The following is a 20,060-nucleotide window of genomic DNA, read 5'->3' as shown; positions in this document are numbered from 1 at the left end:
CTTGGCTTCCCACATGAAAGCATTGATTTGCGCATTGCTGATGCTTGTACTGGCCGGTTGCTCGACCGGCTTGCGCATCGACCGCAGCCACCCTTCCGCCAACCAGGACAACCGTATCCAGTTCGTTGTCCTGCACTACACCAACGCCTCGCTGGAGCGTTCGCTGGCATTGCTGACCCATGGCGAAGTCAGCGCGCATTACCTGATCGGCGACGGCCCGGCCACGGTTTACCAGCTGGTCGACGAGAACCGTCGCGCCTGGCATGCCGGTGACAGCCAGTGGCAAGGGCGCACCTGGTTGAATTCCAGTTCCATCGGCATCGAGATCGTCAACCCCGGGTTCGACGATACTGCCAATGGCCGCGTCTGGTACCCCTACAGCGAGGCGCAGATCCAGTCGCTGATCGCTTTGCTCAAGGATATCGTCAAGCGCAACAACATCGAGCCGCGGCACATCATTGGCCACAGCGACATTGCGCCATCGCGCAAGCTCGACCCTGGCCCGCTGTTCCCTTGGAAGCGCCTGGCGGATGCGGGCCTTGGCGTCTGGCCCGAGCCCAATGCCGTGGCCCGCCAGCAGGCGTACTTCAACGTCAATCCTCCGACCATTGGCTGGTTCCAGCAGGAACTGGCGCGCTTCGGCTATGCCATCGAGCAGACCGGGCAGCTGGATGTCACCACGCGGCATGTGATCGCCGCCTTCCAGATGCATTTCCGCCCGCAGCGTTTCGACGGCATGCCGGACGCTCAGACCGCTGCCATGCTTTCGGTGCTAAATCGCATGCGCTAAGGCGAATCGTATTCGGGCGCCAAACGGCAGAGCCGATTCACATTCCAGTTGCTATACCTTGTTAATCAACTGGATGCTGCCCATGTCTGCCCTGATTTCTGTGTTGCGCCAATTTTTTTACCGCCCCTGGATGCTGGCCTCCCTGGCAGCGTTGGCCAGCGCCGCCGTATTGCTGACCGCCAGTATCGGTATTGCGCTGCAGCAGATGAAGGAAAGCGAGAGCGCGCAGATGAACGCCCAGGGCGAGCGCTTTCTCGACCGCCTGGAGCAGGTGTTCGGCCAACTGCGCGAGGGCGTTGACGAACTGCAGGCGCAGTCGCTGCGCGGCTGCAGCCCGGCGATGGTTTCAGTGCTGCAGCAAGTAGGTCTGGGTTCGCGCTTCATTTATGAAGCCGCTTATGTGGATGCCAATGTCGCTTGCTCAAACCGGGGCGGGGCAAGGGCCTTCGTGCCAACCCGTGCGCCGGATATTCAGGGGCCGACCTACAGCTACTGGCTCAACACCACCACTGAACCCAACGAAAACCTCGCTGCCTTGATGCTGGCGCGGGGTAATTTCCTGGTTTCCACCTCGCGTGGGCACCTGACCGACGTGGTTGACCTGCCACCGGGCGGCAGCCTGCTGGTGGTGCTGGATAACGGCACCCGTGCAATCCCGGTGCTGGGCCCGCCCCAGGCATGGCCGCCCACCAGTGGCTGGCCACCCCCCAGCCAGAAGTCTTTATTCGAGCTGCGCGATCGGCTGGTCTATCGCATGCCGACCAAGTCGCCGGACTACCAGCTGGTGCTGATCGCGCCGCGGGCCAGCCTGCCGTTACGCATGAACGGCATGCTCTGGCTGCTGTTCCCTGGCAGTGTGCTGGCGGCCTGCTGTATCGGCTGGCTGGTGCTGCAGTTGATTCTGCAGCGGCGTTCGATGAGTTCCGAACTGCAGAATGCCCTGCGCCGGGGCGAGTTGCAGGTGCTGTATCAACCCATCATCGAGCTCGACAGCCGTCGCTGTGTCGGTGCCGAGGCCCTGGTGCGCTGGCGTCGCCCGGACGGCTCGCTGACCAGCCCGGATTTGTTCATTCCGCTGGCGGAAAACACTGGGCAGATCCGGCAGATCACCGATTTCGTGCTGCAACGTGTGCTGGAGCAATTGGGCCAGTTGCTGCGCTCGCATCGCAATCTTTATATCTCGGTGAACCTGGCAGCCTGCGATGTGATGGTGCCGCGCATAGGCCGGGTGGCGGCGCGGCTGCTGGCGTTGCATCGCGTCGCGGCCAGCCAGATTGCCTTTGAAGTCACCGAGCGCGGGCTGATCGACGTGGTGGTGGCGCGTGATAACCTCCAGGCCCTGCGTGCGGTCGGGCATCAAGTGTTGATCGACGACTTTGGCACGGGTTATTGCAGCCTGGCCTACCTGCAGACCTTGCCGGTGGACTGCCTCAAGATCGACAAGGCATTCATCGATGCCCTGGGGCACGATGCTGCCAGCAGCGGCGTGGCGCCGCACATCATACGCATGGCACATGACCTGCATCTGCGGGTGATTGCCGAGGGCATCGAATGCGAGGCGCAGGCCGTGCTGCTCAACAGCGAGGGGGTGCATTACGGGCAGGGCTGGTTGTTTGCCCATCCGCTCAATGCCCGGCAATTCGCCGAACTGGTGACCCGTGGCCGGCAACCACGGCGGGCGCGGATCGATGATGAGCCCTGAGCGTGGGCCAGGTCAGACTGGCAAGGCCATATAGAACTGAGTGCCCTGGCCGGGCCGGGAAAACACACCCATGCGCCCGCCGTGCAGTTGCACGATCTCCTTGCATAGCGCCAGTCCCAACCCGGCTCCACCTTTCTTGCGCCCAACCTGTACGAACGGTTCGAAGATGCGCCCCTGCTGGCCATAGGCGATGCCCTCGCCATTGTCCTCGACGCTGATGATCATGCGCTCTGCGTGCCGCCGTGCATGCAGGCGGATGCGCCCACCACTGGCGGTATGGCGGATGGCATTGTGTAGGAGGTTGTCCAGCACCCGGTCGAGTTGCGCCACGTCTGCCTGGATGCGTGGCAGCGGTGGCTCCAGGGCTTTGATCAGCTCGATCTGCTTGGCGGCGGCCTGTTCGCTGAAGCGTGCCTGCGCCCTGTCGAGCAGGTCGTCGATGGCGCACGGGGCTAGTTCGAGCTTCTGCAAGCCGCTCTGGTAGCGCGAGAAGTTGAGCAGGTCGTTGATCAACTGGGTCAGGCGCTGCATCTCTTCGCCAATGGTCTCCAGCAGATCGCTCTCGCGCGCCTCGGGCGGGAACTTCAAGCGCTCACGCAACAGGCCGAATGCCATGTGCATGCCCGTGACCGGGGTGCGCAGTTCATGCGAGGCACGCAGCACGAATTCGCTGCGCACACGTTCGAAGGCGCGTTGCTCGGTGACATCGTGCAACACCATCACTGCACCCAGGATCGGCCCTTGCGGATGGCTGACCGGGGTCAGGCTGTAGGTCAGCAGGCGTGATTCTTCATCGACCTCGATGCTCAGGTCCTCCGGTGGCCGATCCAGGCTGCCGCCGCGCAGGACCTGGCGCAGCTGTTGCTCCAGTTCCGGGCGCTGCAGGGCGTCGGCCAGGCCACTGCCGACCCGGCTGCTGTTCCAGCCCAGCTGTCGCTGAGCGACGGGGTTGAGGTGCTCCAGATGCCCCTGGCGGTCAATGATCAGCAAACCATCATCGATGCTGTCGAGCACGGCCTGCAGGCGCTGCTGGCCCGCCAACAGCTCATCGACATTGGTTGCCTGGTGCTTGCGCAAGGCGTCGGCCATCAGCCCGAAGCGGCGGGTCAGCTGGTTGAGTTCGACGGCCTGGGTGACCGGCAAGGTGATTTCGAAATCCCCTTGGCCGAGCTGGTCGGCGGCCTTGGCCAGCGCCTCGATCGGCTGGCCGAAGCGTCGCGCGATGTTGTGCGCGGTGACGAAGCCTAGCACCAGCACCACCAGCCCCATCAGGCCAAGTATCCCACTGACCAGCAAGGCGCGGTCACGGGTGTGTTCTTCGCTGCGGGTGATGTAGTCGAGGGCCTGCTTGTGCGAATCGATCAGGTCGGTACGCACCTGGTTGAATGCTGCGCCCAAGGGTTGATCCACGCCCATGCTGCGCGCCGGTGCCGGGCTGTCGCGGTAAGCCTGGAGGAAGGCCTGGTAGTTGCTGCTGGCCTTGCTGAAACCGGTGCGTTCACCCCCTTCGGCCAAGCCATGGTTGAGCAGCTCCTGGAAGTCGTCCTGCAGGGGGCGCAGGCTGTCCGGTGTGGTGTCCTCGTCCAGCAGCAGCATCAGTTGCTCGCCGAGGTTCTGCCGCAGTTTCAGGCCCACTTCCAGCACATGGGTGGTTTCGCGCACCGACTGCTGCTGCACCGTGGCCATCTGCAGCACGCTCACCAACCCAAGCAACAGGCCCAGCAACGCCACGGTCACCAAGGCCGAGATGCTGAGGAAGAGCCGCGTGCGCAGCTTCATTGGCAGCTTCACAGGTTGTACTGCTTGCGCTTGCGGTAGAGCGTGGAGGCGTCGATGCCAAGGGTCTTGGCGGCCTGGTCGAGGGTGTCGCTGGCGGCCAGCACGGCACCGATGTGCGCGCGTTCCAGCTCATCCAGGCTCATGGCCGCACCGACCCGGGGGGCATTGCCTGCCGGTTGTTCGCCCATCCCTAGGTGAATGATTTCCACGCGCTCCTGAGGACAGATGATGCTGGCGCGTTCGATCACATTGCGCAGTTCGCGGATGTTGCCCGGCCAGCGGTAGTTGAGCAGCGCGCTACGCGCTTCGTCGCTGAAACCACGGGCCGGACGGGAGTATTCCTTGACGAAGCGGGCCAGGAAGCGGTCGGCCAGGGTCAGGATATCCTCGCTGCGTTCGCGCAGCGGCGGCAGGTGCAGGGTGATGACATTGAGGCGATACAGCAGGTCTTCGCGGAAGCGGTTCTCGCGCACCATGTCGTCAAGGTTAAGGTTGGTCGCCGCGAGGATGCGCACGTCGGCGCGGCGGGTGACCGGGTCGCCCACGCGCTCGTATTCCTTGTCCTGAATGAAACGCAACAGCTTGGGCTGCAAGGTCAGGGGAAAATCACCGATTTCATCGAGGAACAGTGTGCCGCCATCCGCCTGGTTGACGCGACCCAGGGTGCTCTCGCTGGCACCGGTAAACGCACCACGGGTATGGCCGAACAGTTCGCTTTCCATCAGTTCGGCATTCAGCGACGGGCAGTTGATGGTCACGCAAGCCTTGCGTGCTCGCTTGCTCCAGCCGTGGATGGCGCGAGCCAGTTCGCCCTTGCCGGTGCCCGACTCGCCGAGAATGAGGATGTTGGCATCGGTGGTGGCCACCTGGCGGGCGGTTTCCAGCACGGCCATCATTGCCGGGCTATGCGAGTCGAGGCCGTCCTTGGGTTTGCGGACTTCGCCTTCGAGGGCCTCCAGGCGTGCCGAGAGTTGACGGACCTCCAGCTGCTTGGCGGTAGCCAGGCGCAACTGATCAGGGCTGCAGGGCTTGACCAGGTAATCGGCGGCACCGGCCTGGATGGCATCGACTGCGGTGTCGATCGCTGAATGCGCGGTGACGATCACCACCCTCATCCAAGGTGCCTGGATACGCATCTGTGCCAGCACATCGAGGCCGTTGTCCTCGCCCAGGCGCAGGTCGAGGAAGCACAGGTCGAACACCTGGCGCTGCAGCAACGCATCAGCCTGTGCGGCGCTGTTGGCCGTGGCCACGCTGTAGCCTTCGTCTTCCAGGCAGTAGCGGAAGGTGCGCAGGATCGCGGACTCGTCATCCACCAGCAGAATGCGGCCTTGGTTGTCCTGGGCTGATTCCATTTACTGCGCTCCTTCGGAAAGATCTTCAATTAGTGTGGGAAAAATCGGGCAAGTTGCACGGTCAATTGTGAAGGAATCTGTCCTTTGCATGCTAGCCAATGGCCAATTCATACCGTGATGCCAGGTATCCCGATGATTTTCTTAGAGCAGCGCGCTGGCACATTGGTTGCGATGATTTTCTGCTTTTGCCAACTAAAAGGAGGTCCAACCGTGTCCCCTACCATCCGAATGGCCGTGTTGGCGGCCGCAATGCTGTCCGTTTGCGCACCTGCGTCGGCCGATCCTGTCCAGGACGCTCGCCTGGAGGGTTCGCTGCAAACCGCGTTGGCCCTCAACAGGGTGCTCAACCCGTTCCGCATCAAGGTCGAGGTCGATGGCCCGCTGGCCCGCCTGTCTGGCGAAGTCGAGAACAGCGTCGAGCGCGAGTTGGCCGAACATGTGGCCCTGGCCACACGGGGCATCGAGCAGGTCGACAACCAGTTGCGAGTCAACGCCGAACTGGTCGAGCGCCCGCTGGAGCTGCGTGCCTACGCCCAGCGGCTTGAAGATGTGACCTTGGCGGCGGTGATCCGGGCGCGCTTGCTGTGGAGCCGGATCACGGAAAAAGCGCCTATCGAAGTGCAAAGCAGCGATGGCGTGGTGACCCTGCGTGGCAAGGTCGACAGTGCCGAGGCCAAGGAGCTGGCGGGCGTGGTGGCGCGCACCACTGACGGTGTGCACCTGGTCAACAACCTGGTAAGCCTTGATAGCGCGGCCATGGCCAAGGCAAGGGAGAACCCGGCAGGGGCTCAGAGCGGGCCGCAGCCAAGCGACAGTTGGGTGGTCGACAAGATTCAGACCAGCTTGCGATTCAGCCGCAATCTGGACGGTTTGAATATCAAAGTGGCCAGCGAGCAAGGCATGGTGCGGCTGACCGGTGAGGTGGTCAGCAGTGAGCAGAAGACCATTGCCGTGGAGATTGCCCGGCAGATCATCGGTGTGCGGGGTGTCGACGCCGATCTGCTCAAGGTGGCGACCAAGGTCGAGGGTTGAATCGTGCAATTCGCACGACGTCAGCAGGGGTATCGTGCAGGATACGTCCTGAGCGAGGTTTGTCGTTACATTTAACTTATTGATTTTAAAGGATTTTATTTGGTTGGGCGGACTGGCATGCAGGCTGCAATTACTTGTTCAGGTTTGAACAGAAAAATTACAGTAGGAGAAGCTGGCATGAACCGCCCATCCGTCAAACGCTCGCTGAATGCCGCACTCCCCGTGCGCCAGTTCCTGTTCCTTGGGATGGCAGTGCTGCTGACCTTGGCCGCCGGCCTCTTCTATTACAGCTGGCAGACCGCGCGCCTGGCCGACCAGGTGGCAGCGCAAACCGCGCTGCTGTCCCAGATTCAGGCAAGTCGCGCCAACACCTTGGTAAAAGCCGCCGAACCTGTCGGGCAGCGGCCTGCCGCCAACACCTCACCGGCCACCGTCGACAACATCGTGCCCCAGCAACGCTGGGTGTTCTGAGGCGCTGGCCGCACCGTTTTCAAAAAAGAAAGGAGAAGCATCATGCTGAGTTGGGCTATCACTTTCCTCATCATCGCCATTGTCGCCGCAGTGCTTGGCTTCGGTGGTATCGCTGGCGCCGCTACGGGTATCGCGAAGATCCTGTTCATTGTCTTCCTGGTCCTGTTTGTCGCCTCCTTCTTCTTTGGACGTGGTCGAGGTTGAAGATGAGCAGGAAGCTATGCGCAGCCCTTGCTGTCGCCGCCCTGATGACAGGCGGTAGTACAGCCGTGCTGGCGGCCAATGATGGCCAGATCCGGGTCGAGCAATTGCTCGGCTCGGACCCTGAATACCGGGAAACCTGGCAAGACACGATCAAGGGCGAGGAACGCTTGCCTGATTGGGTGATCAACCTGAGCGGTAGCGGCCAGGAGCAGATGTCTGCCGTGACCGAAGACGGTGAGAAGTACCTGGTGGGGCCGTTGTGCGAGTCGCCGCAGAACTGCACCTACAAGCGCTTGATCGTAGCGTTCAGCTGGGACAAGGACGACGCCTACGGGATGCTTGTCGAGGTGCCCGAAGGCTTGCCTCGTGACAAGTCGCCGACCCGCCATGCGCAGTACCGTTGGCTGGGCAAGCCGGACGACGGCATGAAGGCCTTGTTGCAAGAGCAACTCAAACGTGACCCGAACTGGTACTGACCAGCGGTCGCGCGCTGTCACGCAATAGAAGCGGAACCTTTTTATCTTTCCTGCTTCTATGATGCGCCGCTCCGAGGAGGGGCCGCGCATGACCAGGGGGCCGGGCTGTTCTGATTGTTGCAGGATCGGAGTGGCCTAGGGGTACAGGGAGTGCCTCCAGTATTGGGCCGGGTCAGGAAAAGGCAGAATCGGAAGCTTCAGGTCGGGGGTGTCTGACAACATCGTAACCTGGCCTGGCTTCCGAGGCGCCATGCCCCGTTGTACGGATGCCTTTCAGGTTGTTGGCTCAAGACACATTTTGTGTTGACCGTACATCAACTTTTTTTCGCTCGGTACGGGTGCCGCGCAAGTGGCATTTCGGCCATTCGGATTGTCGAACAGGCCGTTTTCATCTCCCCTCCTATACCGCCAAAACGGCCGAAATATGGCGGTTCGGTCTTGTTCGGATTCCCGAACGTTATAAATCAATGACTTACGTGCGACGCATTTTGACTTGTTGGGCTATGCCGTATCGGCATGGGGTATGCGTTTCCGGCATTAGATTTCAGCCTGTCCCATCGCAATAGTTGCCGCCTTTTCGCTGGCCCGAGCGCCCTGTCGCTCGCTCGCGGTGTCCTTGCACGAGGTCCCCGGACGGAAGCCCAAAGCTGCCCGTGACGTTGCCAACGGCTCTGTTACGCGCTTTTCCGGTCGGTACCCGTGACCACTAGAACAAAGGGTAAAGACATGAAGAAGGCAAAACTGAGCCTCGCCTGGCAGATCGTCATCGGTCTGCTCCTGGGTGTTGCAGTCGGCGCGCTGCTGAACCACTTCAGCGCAGAAAAGGCCTGGTGGATCAGCAACGTCCTCCAGCCCGCCGGTGACATCTTCATTCGCCTGATCAAGATGATCGTCGTCCCGATCGTGATTTCGTCGCTGATCGTGGGTATCGCCGGGGTTGGCGATGCGAAGAAACTGGGCAGCATCGGCCTGAAGACCATCCTCTACTTCGAGGTGGTGACCACCATCGCCATCGTTGTCGGCCTGGTATTGGCCAACCTGTTCCACCCGGGCGCCGGCATCGACATGAGCACCCTGGGTACCGTCGACATCTCCAAGTACCAGGCCACTGCAGCCGAAGTGCAGCATGAGCACGCGTTCATCGAGACCCTGCTCAACCTGATTCCGTCGAACATCTTCGCAGCGCTGATGCGTGGCGAAATGCTGCCTATCATCTTCTTCTCGGTGATGTTCGGCCTCGGCCTGTCGAGCCTGCAGGCCGACCTGCGTGAGCCGCTGGTGCGCACCTTCCAGGCTGTGTCGGAGACCATGTTCAAGGTCACTCACATGATCATGAACTACGCCCCGATCGGTGTGTTCGCCCTGATCGCCGTGACTGTCGCCAACTTTGGGTTCAGCTCGCTGCTGCCGTTGGCCAAGCTGGTACTGCTGGTGTACTTCGCCATCGCCTTCTTCGCCTTCATGGTGCTGGGCCTGGTAGCGCGCCTGTTCGGCTTCTCGGTGATCAAGATCATGCGCATCATGAAAGATGAACTGATCCTCGCCTATTCCACCTCCAGCTCCGAGACCGTGCTGCCGCGCGTGATCGAAAAGATGGAGAAGTACGGCGCGCCGAAGTCGATCTGCTCGTTCGTGGTACCGACCGGCTACTCGTTCAACCTCGACGGTTCGACCCTCTACCAGAGCATCGCGGCCATCTTCATTGCCCAGTTGTACGGCATCGACCTGTCCTGGAGCCAGCAGCTGCTGCTGGTGCTGACGCTGATGGTCACCTCCAAAGGCATCGCCGGCGTGCCGGGCGTTTCCTTCGTGGTACTGCTGGCAACGCTCGGCAGCGTTGGTATCCCGTTGGAAGGCCTGGCCTTCATCGCCGGCGTCGACCGCATCATGGACATGGCACGTACCGCCCTGAACGTGATCGGCAACGCCCTGGCAGCGCTGGTCATTGCGCGCTGGGAAGGCATGTACGACGCCGCCAAGGGCGAGCAGTACTACGCTTCGCTGATGGCGGACAAACAGCAGGCCGCTGTGATTGGCGAACCCGCCAAGCGCTGAGCCTGACCTGCTGAACCAGAAAGCCCCGACGTATCGGGGCTTTTTGCTGCCTGTGAGTCTGGTGCGGTCCCTGTGGGAGCGGCTAAAGCCGCTACAGGTATCTCGGTCGCCAGTGAGGGGCGACGATACGCTATCATGCGGGCAATTTTCAGGGGGAACACACGGATGCTCAACGGCCTTTGGCTCGGCTTTTTCCTGGTGGCGGCTGTCTCCGCCCTGGCCCAATGGCTGGTCGCTGGCAATACCGGCATCTTCGCCGCGATGGTCGAGAGCATCTTCGCCATGGCCAAACTGTCGGTCGAGGTCATGGTCCTCCTGTTCGGCACCCTGACCCTGTGGCTGGGCTTCCTCAAGATCGCCGAAAAGGCCGGCATCGTCGAATGGCTGGCCAAGGTGCTCGGGCCGCTGTTCGCCCGCTTGATGCCGGAGGTGCCGCCCGGCCACCCGGCCCTGGGCCTGATCACCATGAACTTCGCTGCCAACGGCCTGGGCCTGGACAACGCCGCCACGCCGATCGGCCTGAAGGCCATGCGCGCACTGCAGGAGCTCAACCCCAGCAGTACGACGGCGAGCAACGCGCAGATTCTGTTCCTGGTACTCAACGCCTCGTCGCTGACCCTGCTGCCGGTGACCATCTTCATGTACCGCGCCCAGCAAGGCGCCACCGACCCTACCCTGGTGTTCCTGCCGATCCTGCTGGCGACCAGTGCCTCGACCCTGGTCGGCCTGCTGTCGGTGGCGGTGATGCAGCGCTTGCGCCTGTGGGATCCGGTGGTGCTCGCCTACCTGATCCCCGGTGCGCTGCTGCTGGGCGGCTTCATGGCGTTCCTGGGCACCCTGTCGGCGGCCGCGCTGGCCAGCCTGTCGTCGATCCTCGGCAACCTGACTTTGTTCGGCGTGATCATTCTGTTTCTGCTGGTCGGCGCGCTGAAGCGGGTGCCGGTATACGAAACCTTCGTCGAGGGCGCCAAGGAAGGTTTCGACGTGGCCAAGAGCCTGCTGCCTTACCTCGTGGCCATGCTGGTCGCGGTGGGCGTGCTGCGGGCGTCGGGCGCACTCGAGCTGGCCCTGGATGGCATTCGCCACGCAGTCGACTGGGCGGGCCTGGATACCCGCTTTGTCGAGGGCCTGCCCACGGCGCTGGTCAAGCCGTTTTCCGGTAGCGCGGCGCGGGCCATGCTGATCGAGACCATGCAGACCCACGGCGTCGACAGCTTCCCGGCCTTGGTGGCAGCGACGATTCAAGGCAGCACCGAAACCACGTTCTACGTGGTGGCGGTCTATTTCGGCGCAGTCGGCATCCAGCGTGTGCGCCACGCCGTTGGCTGTGCCCTGCTGGCCGAGCTGGCCGGTGTGATCGCAGCCATCTGCGTCTGCTACTGGTTCTTTGCCTGAACCTGATGCTGAGCCTGGCTGCTTTGCGCTACGGTCCAGTTCACCACCAGCCTGGCCAGCTGATCGCTGGCTGCGCCAAAGCCGGCGACCACGGCTGACACCTGGGTATCCGCCAGCGGCTGGCGTACTTCGAAGCGTTTGCTGCTGAGGATGCGCTGGCTGCGGCCTTGCACCAGGCGTGCGTCGTAGCGGATCACCACGTCCACCTTGCCCCCTGGCTGGTACTCGCTCTGGAACGCCTGCAGTTCGCCGCTCAGCTCGTAATCGGCCTGCAGGTTGCTGTCGTCAGCGCTCAGCCGCTGCACCCGGCCGTCGCGCTGGAAGCCATCGAGCAAGCGGTTGCGCACCAGTAACGGAACCGGGTCGCTCCAGCGGGCGCCCTTGTAGCTGCTGATCACATCGCCGTGGGGGATCACTGCGATGCGTGGCCCGGCCAGCACTTCGCTGGCCAGTGGCTTGTTGAGGCGCAGGGACCAGGCCACCGGGTTGCTGCTGTGGCTGGCCTGGTTGACCGGCAGGCGGTAGACATCCACCGGTTCGCTCTGCGGCAGGATCGAGCAGGCGCTGGCCAGGCTCAAGGCGGCCGTCAGGGCCAGCAGGCGCAGCGATGGGGTCATGGCTGGAACTCCTTGTTGTTGTCACGGCCCAGCAGGTAGCCGCTCGGGTCAGCTTCCAGGCGCCGGGAAATACCCTTGAGCGAATTGAGGGTTTCGCGCAGCTCGCGGATGGCCGGGGTCAGCTGGTTGAGCCCCTGGGCGCCGTCGTCGATGGACTGGCGATTGTCTTGCAGCAGGCTGTTGAGGGTCGCGGCGCTGTCGGCCAGCGACTGCATGGCCTGCTCGGCGCTGCCGATGGCTTGCTTGCCCTGGGTGCCGAGCAGGCCGTTGGCATTGCGCATCAGCGCCTGGGTTTCGGCCAGGGTGGCATTGGCCTGCTTGCCGACCTGGGCCAGCTGGGCGATTGCCTCGCTGACACCGCCGTTCTGGTTGGCGAAGGCAGCGGTGGTCTGGTCGAGGTTGGCCAGGGTGTTGCTCAGGTGCTCGATGTTGCTGTCCGAGAACATCTGCGTGGCGTTGTGCAGCAGCATGTTGATGTTGGTCACCAGGTCACTGCTGTCATTGAGCAGGCGTGAGATAGGCGACGGTGAGGCGACGATCACCGGCAGCTTGCCGTCCTTGCCCTTGAGTTCCGGGCTGTGCGGCGTGCCGCCGCTGAGCTGGATGAACGAGTTGCCGGTGACCCCGGCCAGGGTCAGCTTGGCCTGGGTGTCTTCCTTGACCGGGGTGTCACCGCTCAGGCGCACGCGGGCTAGCACCCGGCGTGGGTCTTTCGGGTCTAGGCGCAGGCTGGTGACATCGCCGACCTTGATGCCGTTGTACTGCACCGGGCTGCCCCGAGACAGCCCAGAGACGGCTTCGTTGAAGATCACTTCGTAGTCCTTGAAGGCGTCGTCGACGCTGGACTTGGTCAGCCACAGGCCGAACAGCATGGCGCCCGCTACCACCAGCACCGTGACCAGGCCAATCAGGACGTGATGAGCTCGGGTTTCCATTGTTCAGCGCTCCTGCCCGGCGTTGGCGGCGGCGTGTTCCGCTGCGCGCCCGCGTGGGCCGTGAAAGTACTCGTGGATCCAGGGGTCGTTGGTCTGCTCGACTTCGGCCAGAGGGCCGGCGACCAGCACCTTCTTCTGTGACAACACGGCGATGCGATCGGTAATGGTGTAGAGGGTGTCGAGATCATGGGTGATCAGGAATACGCTCAGGCCCAAGGCATCGCGCAGGGTCAGGATCAACTGATCGAAGGCGGCAGCACCGATCGGGTCGAGGCCGGCGGTGGGCTCGTCGAGGAACAGGATGTCCGGGTCCAGTGCCAGCGCGCGCGCCAGGGCGGCGCGCTTGATCATGCCGCCAGAGAGCGACGCAGGGTATTTGTCGGCAGCGGAGATGGGCAGGCCAGCCAAGGCCAGCTTGACCCCGGCCAGGTGTTCGGCATCGGCGCGCGACAGGCCAGCGTGCTCGATCAGCGGCAGGGCGACGTTTTCGGTCACGGTCAACGACGAGAACAGCGCACCTTTCTGGAACAGCACACCGAAGCGGCGTTCGACCAGTGAACGCTGTTGCTCGCGCAAACCGGCCAGGTCTTCGCCGAATACCTTGATCTGCCCGTCGTCAGGGCGGCGCAGGCCGATGATGCTGCGCAGCAGCACCGACTTGCCGCTCCCCGACCCACCGACCACCGCGAGGATTTCGCCGCGGTACAGATCGAGGTCAAGATCCTTGTGCACCACCTGGCTACCGAAGCGATTGCAGATGCCCCGTGCTTCGATCACCGCTTCCCGGCCACTCACCAGCCCATCTCCATGCAGAACAGCGCTGCCACCGCATCCAGCACGATGACCACGAAAATCGATTGCACCACGCTGGAAGTGGTGTGGGCACCGACCGATTCGGCGCTGCCGCTGACCTTGAAGCCTTCGAGGCAACCGATGGCGGCGATCAGGAAGGCGAAGATCGGCGCCTTGGCCAGGCCGACCAGGAAGTGCTGCACACCGATGTCGGATTGCAGCAGCGACAGGAACATGGCCGGCGATATCCCCAGTGACAGGGCACAGACCACCGCTCCCCCGACGATGCCGCAGATCATCGCGACGAAGGTCAGCAAGGGCAGCGAGATCAGCAGCGCCAGTACCCGCGGCACCACCAGCAGCTCGATGGGGTTAAGGCCCAAGGTGCGGATGGCATCGATCTCTTCATTGGCCTTCATCGAGCCGATCTGTGCGGTGAAGGCACTGGCGGTGCGCCCGGCCATGAGAATGGCGGTCAGCAGTACGGCGAATTCGCGAAGGAACGAGAAGGCCACCAGGTCGACGGTGAACACGGTTGCACCGAAGTCGGCCAGCACCGTGGCGCCAAGAAAGGCCACCACGGCGCCGACCAGAAAGGTCAGCAAGGCCACGATGGGGGCTGCGTCCAGCCCGGTCTGCTCGATGTGCGCGACCACCGGGGTGACGCGCCAGCGGTGTGGCTGCAGCAGGCGGCGCAGCAGGGTTTCGATGATCAGGCCGAGGAAGCCGAGCAGCTGCAGGGTGTCCTGCCACAGCGTGCCGACCGCGCAACCGATACGCTCCAGCAGCACCAGCACCACGTTGCGCTCGGGCTGCTTGACCGGGATACAGTAGTCCTGCACCGAGCAGTACACATTCTTGAGCAGGGCACGACTGGCTTCGGGCAGGCCATGGGTGCACTGCGAGAGGCGCTCGGAGCCAAGCAGTTCGGCCAGCAGCGAGGCCCCGGCGGTGTCCAGGCGGCCCAGCTGGCTGAGGTCGGCGATGGTGTCGGCACCATACTGCGTGCGCAGGCGCTCGCTGTCGCGCTTGAGGCTGGCGTAGTGAGCCAGGGTCCAGTCACCTGCGATCCGCAGGCAGGCCGGTTGGCAACGGGTGTCCAGGGTGGCGCTGGGGGTGGTCATAGGCTCCATGCATCCGGCTGGGCTAGAGGCTGATCATAGCGCAGCGGGCATGGAGCGGTTTGTTGAAAATGTGCTGTCGTGCGCCCAGCGTCACGGCGCAGGCGCGTCGTCCACCACCTTGAAGCGCAGCACGCCGATCATCTGGCCGTCCTCGGTCAGCACCCGGACCTGCCACTTGCCCACCGGGTTGGGTGGGAAGTTCTGCTTGTGGGTCCAGGCACGGTAGCCTTCCTTGCGCCCGCCGTGGATATCCAGGGCAATGCGATCGACTTCCTGGCCGTCCTTCTGCCACACATGGTAGATGCGTTCGTCCAGGCCGCGCGGCGCGTTGATTGCGGTATAGGCGTACAGGCCGTTGCTGCGGATGCGGCTGGCGGCCACCTCTTCCAGCGATTCGCCGGGTTGACGATTGAGTACTTCGGTGCTGACCGCCACGTCCGTCATCCACAGTGTTGCCGGCGGCACCCACGAACGCAGCAACCAGCCACTGCCGCCCACCGCGAGGGTCACCAGTACCAGTGCCACGCCGCGGCGCCAGGTATTGACCGGGAAGCTGCTGATCAGGCTTGGGAACGACAGTGCCATGGCGGCGATCAATGACAGCTTGAAACTCTGTGCAGTGGTCAGGTGCAGGATGATCGGCAGCGCGGTGAGCAGTGCGGCGAACAGGGTCAGGGTGTGCAGTGCAAGGAACAGCCAGCGCCGGGGTGCCAGCCACTTGTAGTAGAGCGGGTCGATGATCGAAACGAGCCCGGCGGCCCCAAGCAAGCCAGTGAAGACCAGCTGGCCGCTGTTCCAGGTGGTGGTGATGAAGAAGAACGGCAGGACGAAGAACAGGCTTTCCTGGTGAATCATCTGCGTTGCGTAGCGCAGCAACGGCTGCGGGATCTCGCGGTTGAAGGTGCGAGCGAACAGACCGGTCAGGGTATTTTCCAGCATCAGCCAGACCCAGCTGACCAGCATGAGGATGGCGATCCAGCTGGCCAGGCTGGCCTGGCGATCGACCAGGATGAAGCTGCCGATACCGGAAAGGAAGCCACCGAGCGCGATGACGCCGGGATAGCGTTTGAGCAGTTCGATGGCGCGCTGGACGAAGTGGGGTATTGGAGGCATGGGTCTAAAACAACAATAGGAAGTGGCTGTGCCGGCCTCTTCGCGGGTTTGCCCGCGAAAGGGCCGGTACTGGCAAAAGGATACCGCCGATTCACTGCTGCCGTGTAGCACCACTCGGTCGTTCCGGGTTGTGCCGCCGCCAGCGTAACAGCCCAAGCGCCAGAATCAGCCCCACCAGCAAGGCAACCAGGCCATAGAGTTCGTCATACCCAAGGAACGGCTTTTCGATCCGCAGGTAGCCCTGATCCTTGAGCAATTCCTTCAGGGCCGCATTGGCCTCTTCCAGCGTCACCTGGCGCAGCTTGCGTGCCGGGTCGGCAAAGCGGCCGTTGTTGTAATCGTTCAGCGCCCCCCAGTAATAATCGGCCAGCGCACTGTTGCCCTGAGTGCTCCAGCTTTCCTTGGCCACGGCGGCATCCTTGATGCGGGCAAAGGTATCCGGGTCGAGACCTTCCTTGCGCAGGTGATCGAACAGCTGCTGCATGACCTTCACGGCGTGGTCGATATCCTCGCGCTCAAGGTCGGCATTGAGGCTCAGCATGCCGCTGTCGCCAAAGCTCTCACGTTGTACCGACGGCCCATACGACAGGCCGTTGCGCAGGCGCAGCTGGTCGTACAAGGCCCAGTCGAGGTAGCGCGACAGCAGGTCAAGGGTCTGTTGATGGTCATTGTCCAGAACCGGCTCGATGAACAGCCAATGCAACTTGACGCTATCGCCCAACAGGCCATGGGTCAGGTCGCGGCGCTGCTCGGCCTGTTCGCTGATGCTTTCAAGGTTGCGCCGCTCTTCCGGCTCGGTGGCAGGCAGTTCGCCGAAGGTACGCTCCAGATAGGCCGGCAGCAGCCGATCCAGGCCGCCGACGACGATCAGGGTCATGTTATTGGCGGCGTACCAGCGGTCACGCAGGCTTTTTACCTGCTCCAGGGTCATATCCGCGACGTTGGAGCGCTCGGGGCATTTCAGGCCTAGCTCGGTGGCCAACTGATCGCTGGCCGGGTGGCCGATGTCCTGACGGTCGAGCCAGCGCTGCAGGTGGCCATAGTGGCCGCCATCCTCGCGTTCGATGATGCGCTTGGCCGTGGCCAGGGCTTTGGCGTCGATACGGGTGTCGCGGATGATCGCCAGCAACAGGTCGAGCACCTTGCGCTGGTTGCGTGCCGGCGCCTCGATGACAAACGTCGTGTCGGCGCTGCTGGTGTAGGCGTTCCACTCGCCCCCCAGGCTTTGCAAGCGTTCTTCCAGGCCGCCTTCACCGGTTGCATCGATGCCAGTGAACAGCAGGTGTTCGAGCAGGTGCGGCAGCTCTTTCTGCTCGCAGTCGAAGTCATCCAGGCCAACCCCTACCACCAGGCGGATCGCCACATGGTCGCGCTCGTAACCGGATTTCAGGATCACCTGCAGGCCATTGGGCAACAGGTAACCCTCGACCCGCGAGCGATCGAGGGCAAATGAGGGCAGGCTGCAGATCAGCAGGCAAACGAACATCAGGCAACGCATGGGCGAGCGACGGTCTCCAGGTGTGCGAGATCAGGACAGGTGGGCGTCTTCCGGGACGCTGTCGAGCAGCAGCCCGCCAGTGTCCGAGCCACCCAGTACCACATAGGCACTGCTGCAGAACAAAGAGTTCAACCGCTTCATGTCGGCGATGAGCTCCAAGTGTAGCGAACTCGTCTCGATACTTTGCACCACCTTACGTTGCAAACGGCTGACATGGGCATGCGCCAGGCGCCGTTCCTGGGCGCGGAAACGGCGCTTTTCCCGCAGCAGCAGGCGTGCGCTTTCCGGGTCGGCACTGAGAAACACCGACAGCCCCAGACGCAGGTTGGCCAGCAATTGCTCCTGCAGCCCGGTGAGTTCCTCCAGGCCGACCTGGGAGAACTCCCGGCGCTGGCTGGTCTTCTGCTGTTGCACCTTGCGCAGCATGCGTTCGATCAGGTCGCAGGCTAGCTTCAGGTTGATCGCCAGCTCGATGATTTCGGCCCAGCGCCGGTTGTCCTGGTCGCTGAGGTCTTCCCGCGGCATCTGCGCCAGGTACAGTTTGATCGCGCTGTACAGCGCTTCGGCATCTTCGCTCAAGGCCCGCACCTGCTGGGGCATGGCGGTATGGGTACCGCGCAAGGCGCCAAGCATGGCTTCCAGCAGGCTGTCGACGATGTCACCCAGACGCAGGGTTTCACGGGCGGCATTGGCCAAGGCCAGGCTAGGCGTGGCCAGCGCCGAAGCATCGAGATGGCGCGGGCGTATCTGGCCGTTGCCAGCCTCGCGTTCGGGTAGCAGTGTGTTGCACAGGCGGCCCATGGGGTTGACCGTCGGCAGCATGATCAGGCAGCGCAGGGTGTTGTAGAGCAGGTGGAAACCGATTACCAGCTCCTGTGGGCTGAAGCTCAGGCTGTCCATCCACTCCACCAGCGGATGCAGCACGGGGATGATCAGCACCAGGCCGATCAGCTTGTACAACAGGCTGCCCAGGGCCACGCGGCGCCCAGCGGCGTTCTGCATGCTGGTGCTGATGAAGGCCAGCAGGCCGCTGCCGATGTTGGCGCCAACGACCAGGCCGATGGCCACCGGGAGGCTGATGACTTCGGCCCCAGCCAGGGTCGCGGTAAGCAGCACGGCAGCCAGGCTGGAATACGACACCATGGCGAACAGCGCACCTACCAGGGCGTCGAGCATGATGTCGCCGGTCAACGATGCGAACAGCACCTTCACCCCTTGTGCATGGGTGATCGGCGTCGCCGCCTGTACGATCAGCTGCAAGGCCAGGATGATCAGGCCCAGGCCGATCCCCACGCGGCCCAACTGGCCAGCACGGGTCTGTTTGCGCGAGAGGAAGAAGATCACCCCGAGGAACACCAGCAGCGGCGATAGCCACGACAAGTCCAGGGTCAGTACCCGCGCCATCAGCGCGGTACCCACGTCGGCACCGAGCATGATCGCCAGCGCTGGGGTCATGGCCATCAGGCCCTGACCGACGAAGGAGGTCACCAGCATGGCGGTGGCATTGCTGCTCTGCACCACGGCAGTGACCACGATGCCGGCGATGAACGCCAGTGGCCGACGGTTCATGTTCTGGCCGAGCACGCGGCGCAGGTTGGAGCCGAACACCCTGAGGATGCCGGTACGAACGATATGCGTGCCCCACACCAGCAAGGCTACGGCAGAGAGCAGGTTGAGCAGGGTCAGCATGGTCGAGCCCCCCTTTTGTTCTCGGGCTCCGGCACTGGAGCCAAAATGTGTGAAGCCGTAAGCCTGGCCCGGGGGTGGGTGTTTTGATCCAGTGCTTACTCAAGCTTTAGTTGTTTTGCGGACCTCGCGCCAGCTTGGCACGCTCTGCAAGCATTTGAAATGTTTCTGTCATGAAAGGCTGTACATGAAAAAGGGCCCCGGAGGGCCCTTTACGCTGCTTGTCCTGACCTTATTGACCCGGAATGTCCTTGCGCAGTTTCACCGGGTCGTGCTCCTTGCCCTGCTTGCGCGCCATGGCGGTGCGCATGCGGATGTTGATCGCCTCGACGGCCAGCGAGAAGGCCATGGCGAAGTAGACGTAACCCTTCGGCACGTGCACGTCGAAAGATTCGGCGATCAGCACGGTACCAACGACGATCAGGAAGGAAAGGGCAAGCATCTTCAGCGACGGGTGCTTGTCGATGAAGTCACTGATGGCGCCGGCGCAGGCCATCATCACCAGGACGGCGACAACAATGGCGGCGATCATCACCGGCACGTGCGAGACCATGCCGACGGCGGTGATCACCGAGTCCAGCGAGAACACGATGTCGATGATGGCGATCTGAATGATGGTGTACAGGAACTTGCCGCCAGCGCCTTTGGGTTCGTCGGCGCTCTCTTCCTCGCCTTCCAGCCCGTGGTAGATCTCTTGCGAGCTTTTCCACAGCAGGAACAGGCCGCCGCAGAACAGGATCAGGTCGCGACCGGAGATGCCCTGGCCGAACACCTCGAACAGGTCGGCAGTCAGGCGCATGACCCAGGTGATCGACAGTAGCAGCATGATCCGGGTGACCATGGCCAGGGCGAGGCCGAAGATCCGGGTGCGCGGCTGCATGTGCTTGGGCATGCGGCTGACCAGGATCGAGATCATGATGATGTTGTCGATCCCGAGGACAATCTCAAGCGCTGTGAGGGTAAAAAAGGCAACCCAGATTTCCGGGCTGGTCAGCCATTCCATGTGTATTCCTTCAAACGATAAAGGCGAGGCGCC

18 protein-coding genes are annotated in these 20,060 nt (G+C 62.8%); 8 read left to right on the top strand and 10 right to left on the bottom strand.

Going from position 1 to position 20,060, the window contains the following annotated elements; translation table 11 throughout:
* Positions 1-13 precede the first annotated feature (13 nt).
* The gene (locus HU738_RS04405; RefSeq protein WP_197894656.1) at positions 14-790 is read left to right on the top strand and encodes an N-acetylmuramoyl-L-alanine amidase; all 777 of its coding nucleotides are present in this window, start codon (positions 14-16) and stop codon (positions 788-790) included.
* A gap of 82 nt (positions 791-872) precedes the next feature.
* On the top strand, positions 873-2,492 hold the full coding sequence (locus HU738_RS04400) for an EAL domain-containing protein (RefSeq protein ID WP_186601602.1): 1,620 nt from the start codon (positions 873-875) through the stop codon (positions 2,490-2,492).
* 12 nt (positions 2,493-2,504) lie between these two features.
* Here the strand turns inward: HU738_RS04400 and HU738_RS04395 are convergent, their stop codons facing one another.
* On the bottom strand, positions 2,505-4,271 hold the full coding sequence (locus HU738_RS04395) for a KinB sensor domain-containing domain (protein ID WP_189660505.1): 1,767 nt from the start codon (positions 4,269-4,271) through the stop codon (positions 2,505-2,507).
* 8 nt (positions 4,272-4,279) lie between these two features.
* Positions 4,280-5,626: a sigma-54-dependent response regulator transcription factor AlgB gene (gene algB / locus HU738_RS04390; RefSeq protein ID WP_176508394.1), complete on the bottom strand. Its 1,347-nt coding sequence runs from the start codon at positions 5,624-5,626 to the stop codon at positions 4,280-4,282.
* A 228-nt stretch (positions 5,627-5,854) separates the two neighbouring features.
* Between algB and HU738_RS04385 the strand changes: the two genes are divergently transcribed.
* From HU738_RS04385 to HU738_RS04360, 6 genes are all read left to right on the top strand, one after another.
* The gene (locus HU738_RS04385) at positions 5,855-6,658 is read left to right on the top strand and encodes a BON domain-containing protein (RefSeq protein WP_225923405.1); all 804 of its coding nucleotides are present in this window, start codon (positions 5,855-5,857) and stop codon (positions 6,656-6,658) included.
* Positions 6,659-6,835: 177 nt separating this feature from the next.
* The gene (locus HU738_RS04380; protein WP_186601605.1) at positions 6,836-7,129 is read left to right on the top strand and encodes a hypothetical protein; all 294 of its coding nucleotides are present in this window, start codon (positions 6,836-6,838) and stop codon (positions 7,127-7,129) included.
* A gap of 42 nt (positions 7,130-7,171) precedes the next feature.
* The gene (locus tag HU738_RS04375) at positions 7,172-7,333 is read left to right on the top strand and encodes a DUF1328 domain-containing protein (RefSeq protein ID WP_003252966.1); all 162 of its coding nucleotides are present in this window, start codon (positions 7,172-7,174) and stop codon (positions 7,331-7,333) included.
* Between the two features lie 2 nt (positions 7,334-7,335).
* Positions 7,336-7,809, top strand: coding sequence for an inhibitor of vertebrate lysozyme family protein (locus HU738_RS04370; RefSeq protein ID WP_186601606.1), 474 nt, complete (start codon positions 7,336-7,338; stop codon positions 7,807-7,809).
* Between the two features lie 726 nt (positions 7,810-8,535).
* Positions 8,536-9,864 carry a glutamate/aspartate:proton symporter GltP gene (gene gltP / locus HU738_RS04365; RefSeq protein ID WP_176508390.1) on the top strand — a complete coding sequence of 443 codons (1,329 nt, stop codon included), beginning with the start codon at positions 8,536-8,538 and terminating at the stop codon, positions 9,862-9,864.
* A gap of 165 nt (positions 9,865-10,029) precedes the next feature.
* Positions 10,030-11,259, top strand: a complete 1,230-nt coding sequence (locus HU738_RS04360) for a nucleoside recognition domain-containing protein (RefSeq protein ID WP_186601608.1) — start codon at positions 10,030-10,032, stop codon at positions 11,257-11,259.
* On the opposite strand, the gene HU738_RS04355 is transcribed toward HU738_RS04360, so the two are convergent.
* The 8 genes from HU738_RS04355 to HU738_RS04320 form a co-directional block, all read right to left on the bottom strand.
* A complete protein-coding gene (locus tag HU738_RS04355; protein ID WP_186601610.1) occupies positions 11,241-11,876 on the bottom strand; it encodes an ABC-type transport auxiliary lipoprotein family protein in 636 nt (211 codons plus the stop codon). The genes HU738_RS04360 and HU738_RS04355 overlap by 19 nt on opposite strands.
* Positions 11,873-12,811, bottom strand: a complete 939-nt coding sequence (locus HU738_RS04350; protein ID WP_176508387.1) for an MlaD family protein — start codon at positions 12,809-12,811, stop codon at positions 11,873-11,875. The genes HU738_RS04355 and HU738_RS04350 overlap by 4 nt, the downstream gene beginning before the upstream one ends.
* 3 nt (positions 12,812-12,814) lie before the next feature.
* A complete protein-coding gene (locus HU738_RS04345) occupies positions 12,815-13,606 on the bottom strand; it encodes an ABC transporter ATP-binding protein (RefSeq protein WP_186601612.1) in 792 nt (263 codons plus the stop codon).
* On the bottom strand, positions 13,603-14,736 hold the full coding sequence (locus HU738_RS04340; RefSeq protein ID WP_186601614.1) for an ABC transporter permease: 1,134 nt from the start codon (positions 14,734-14,736) through the stop codon (positions 13,603-13,605). The genes HU738_RS04345 and HU738_RS04340 overlap by 4 nt, the downstream gene beginning before the upstream one ends.
* An 81-nt stretch (positions 14,737-14,817) precedes the next feature.
* Positions 14,818-15,840, bottom strand: coding sequence for a DUF5924 family protein (locus HU738_RS04335; RefSeq protein ID WP_186601616.1), 1,023 nt, complete (start codon positions 15,838-15,840; stop codon positions 14,818-14,820).
* 91 nt (positions 15,841-15,931) lie between these two features.
* Positions 15,932-17,338: a M16 family metallopeptidase gene (locus tag HU738_RS04330; RefSeq protein WP_186601618.1), complete on the bottom strand. Its 1,407-nt coding sequence runs from the start codon at positions 17,336-17,338 to the stop codon at positions 15,932-15,934.
* 30 nt (positions 17,339-17,368) lie between these two features.
* Positions 17,369-19,027, bottom strand: a complete 1,659-nt coding sequence (locus tag HU738_RS04325) for a Na/Pi cotransporter family protein (RefSeq protein WP_186601620.1) — start codon at positions 19,025-19,027, stop codon at positions 17,369-17,371.
* A 229-nt stretch (positions 19,028-19,256) separates the two neighbouring features.
* Complete coding sequence (locus tag HU738_RS04320; protein WP_099815281.1) at positions 19,257-20,027, bottom strand: TerC family protein; 771 nt, start codon at positions 20,025-20,027, stop codon at positions 19,257-19,259.
* Positions 20,028-20,060: the final 33 nt, after the last annotated feature.

Source organism: Pseudomonas vlassakiae (assembly GCF_014269035.2).
Lineage (GTDB): Bacteria > Pseudomonadota > Gammaproteobacteria > Pseudomonadales > Pseudomonadaceae > Aquipseudomonas > Aquipseudomonas vlassakiae.
This window is presented reverse-complemented; position numbering and strand designations above follow the sequence as displayed.